Source organism: Paraburkholderia sp. CNPSo 3274 (assembly GCF_024206475.1).
Lineage (GTDB): Bacteria > Pseudomonadota > Gammaproteobacteria > Burkholderiales > Burkholderiaceae > Paraburkholderia.
This window is the reverse complement of the sequence record NZ_JAMBPR010000193.1, coordinates 1-2,228: the sequence shown is the minus strand read 5'-3', so window position 1 is coordinate 2,228 and position 2,228 is coordinate 1. Positions and strand designations below refer to the sequence as shown.

The 2,228-nt window shown below is 60.9% G+C and carries 1 protein-coding gene and 3 pseudogenes; 2 read left to right on the top strand and 2 right to left on the bottom strand.

Annotation, left to right across the window (positions count from 1 at the left end; translation table 11 throughout):
* Positions 1-253: 253 nt before the first annotated feature.
* Positions 254-1,165: pseudogene (locus M3I54_RS44030) on the top strand (IS21 family transposase); the annotation flags it as partial.
* A 15-nt stretch (positions 1,166-1,180) separates the two neighbouring features.
* A pseudogene (locus M3I54_RS44025) lies at positions 1,181-1,507 on the top strand (ATP-binding protein); the annotation flags it as partial.
* Positions 1,508-1,538: 31 nt separating this feature from the next.
* On the opposite strand, the gene M3I54_RS45680 reads toward M3I54_RS44025, so the two are convergent.
* Together M3I54_RS45680 and M3I54_RS44020 are read right to left on the bottom strand one after the other, a co-directional pair.
* Complete coding sequence (locus M3I54_RS45680; protein ID WP_375542331.1) at positions 1,539-1,835, bottom strand: helix-turn-helix domain-containing protein; 297 nt, start codon at positions 1,833-1,835, stop codon at positions 1,539-1,541.
* Positions 1,836-2,021: 186 nt separating this feature from the next.
* A pseudogene (locus M3I54_RS44020) lies at positions 2,022-2,228 on the bottom strand (IS3 family transposase); the annotation flags it as partial.

Genomic DNA, 2,228 nt, shown 5'->3' with positions numbered 1-2,228 from the left:
ACATGTCAGTGTCGATACTACAAACCGATATGCAGAACTAACGTTACGTGCAAAAGCCGAAGCGTTGGCAGCGTGCGCAGTAATTTCTGGTGTTTCGGCGGGATCCCGAGCTCGTACCGCCTGGAAGGACGACAAAGCTCTTCTTGAATGGCTCAATTCGCTGTAGCAAATTATGTGCTCAAATATTCGTTCCCCGCCGCCTCAGCACGGGAACACCGCGCTTGCCGCCACATAACGCCAGCGGGCACAGAAGCCCGACAACCCGAGGGCACTGATCTCGAACGCCGACCGCTACGAACCCACGCTCGGCCTGACCACGCAGGACTTCGTGAGCCATTACGGTACCGCGATGCTGCCCGCGCGCCCGCGCAAGCCGAAGGATAAGGCGAAGGTCGAGGTCGGCGTACAGATCGTCGAACGATGGATTCTCGCCCGCCTCCGGAATTACCGGTTCTACAGTCTGGCCGAACTGAATAAGGCGATCGCCGGGCTGATCAACGATCTGAATACTCGGCCGTTCAAGAAGCTCGATGGCACTCGACGCGAGTGGTTCGAGCGGCTCGACAAACCGGCGCTGCGCCCGCTGCCGACGCGCCGCTACGAAATCGCCACCTTCCAGAAGTGCCGCGTCAACATTGACGCGCACATCGAGGTCGACGGTCACTACTACAGCGCACCGCACAGTCTTGTGCGTCAGGAAGTGCACGCGCGCGTAACGCGTTACGGTGTGGAAGTCCTGCACGGCGGCAAGCGCGTCGCCGCCCACGCTCGCAGTCGGCTCAAGGGGAAGTACACCACCGTAGCCGAGCATATGCCTGCGGCTTACCGCGCCCACATGGAATGGACCCCGAGCCGGTTGCTGAACTGGGGCGCATCAATCGGCGTCAGCGCCGAGGCGATCGTCAGGCATTTGCTGACGAACCGTCCGCACCCGGAAATGGGATACCGCGCCTGCCTGGGTCTGCTGTCGCTGTCGCGCAAGTACGGTAAGGAGCGGCTGGAAGCGGCGTGCCAGCGCGCACTCGTGATTGGCGCGCCGACCCAGCGGTCCGTGCGCACCATCCTGCAAACCGGCTCCGACAAGCAGCCACTGCCACAAAACGGGGCCACCGAATGGCAGTCGCCCCTGCACGAGAACGTGCGAGGGCCCAAGTATTACCACTGACCCAAGGAGGTCACGATGTTGATGCAGCAAACCCTCTCCCAGCTCAAGGCCCTCAAGCTGGACGGCATGGCTCGCGCGTTCGAGGAACAGGCGACGCTGACGGCCAGCACGAGCCTGTCGTTCGAGGAACGCTTCGGCATGGTCGTGGATCGTGAGATCGCCTGGCGCGATACCCGGCGGCTTGAGCGATTGCTCAAGTCTGCGAAACTCAAGAATCCACAAGCCTGCATTGAGGACATCGAGTACCGGCAGAGCCGTGGGCTCGACAAGAGTATCGTCGCCACACTCGCCAACTGTGACTGGATCCGCAATGCACAGAACCTCATCCTGACAGGGCCAACCGAGCACGCGACATAATGCTCACCTCGCCACGTTATTGAAGTTCAAGGGGAATTTGCTGCGGATCCTCTGGTAGCGGACCCGCGCTACGGGTTGGGACCAATGCGCAGACCTCGGGACGGTGTACATCGACGGCCTTGATGATCCAAGGTGCTCCCTTGCAGGCCTGTTTGGCCGCTAGTGTGCCGGCGCTAATCATGCGCAGTACTGTCATCTTGCTCGTGCCGAGAGCTTCAGCAGCTTGCTCCAGCGTCAGTTCGCCGCGCGTTTCGCGCTCGCCGCTTCGGTAGACCGCAATGTGGTGGTCGCTTCGGAACGAGCGTACCCGCATCTCTGTCCAGGTATGCCCCTTGCCAGTCCGATGGCCGAGACGGTTCAGCAGCGAGGCGATGTAAGCGTCATTTAGCTGGCGTGCGAGTTGCGTGATCAGAGTCTTGACCTCGATATCGGTGGCCCAGCGGTGCTGTCCGTTGCGGTTTGAACCGCCCCGGGTTTCCCGGAGGCTGTTTTGCTTGAGTCACGCCGCGATGGCGGACCCAGCGAGTTTTGAATAATAAGCGGCTTCTGCCTCGGCAGGTGGAATGTTGCCGATGGGGCCGAATAGTCGACGATTGTTGAACCAGTCAACCCATTCGAGCGTCGCCATTTCAACGGCCTGCGGATTGCGCCACGGTCCGAGGCGATGGATCACCTCTGCCTTGTACAAGCCGTTGATCGTTTCAGC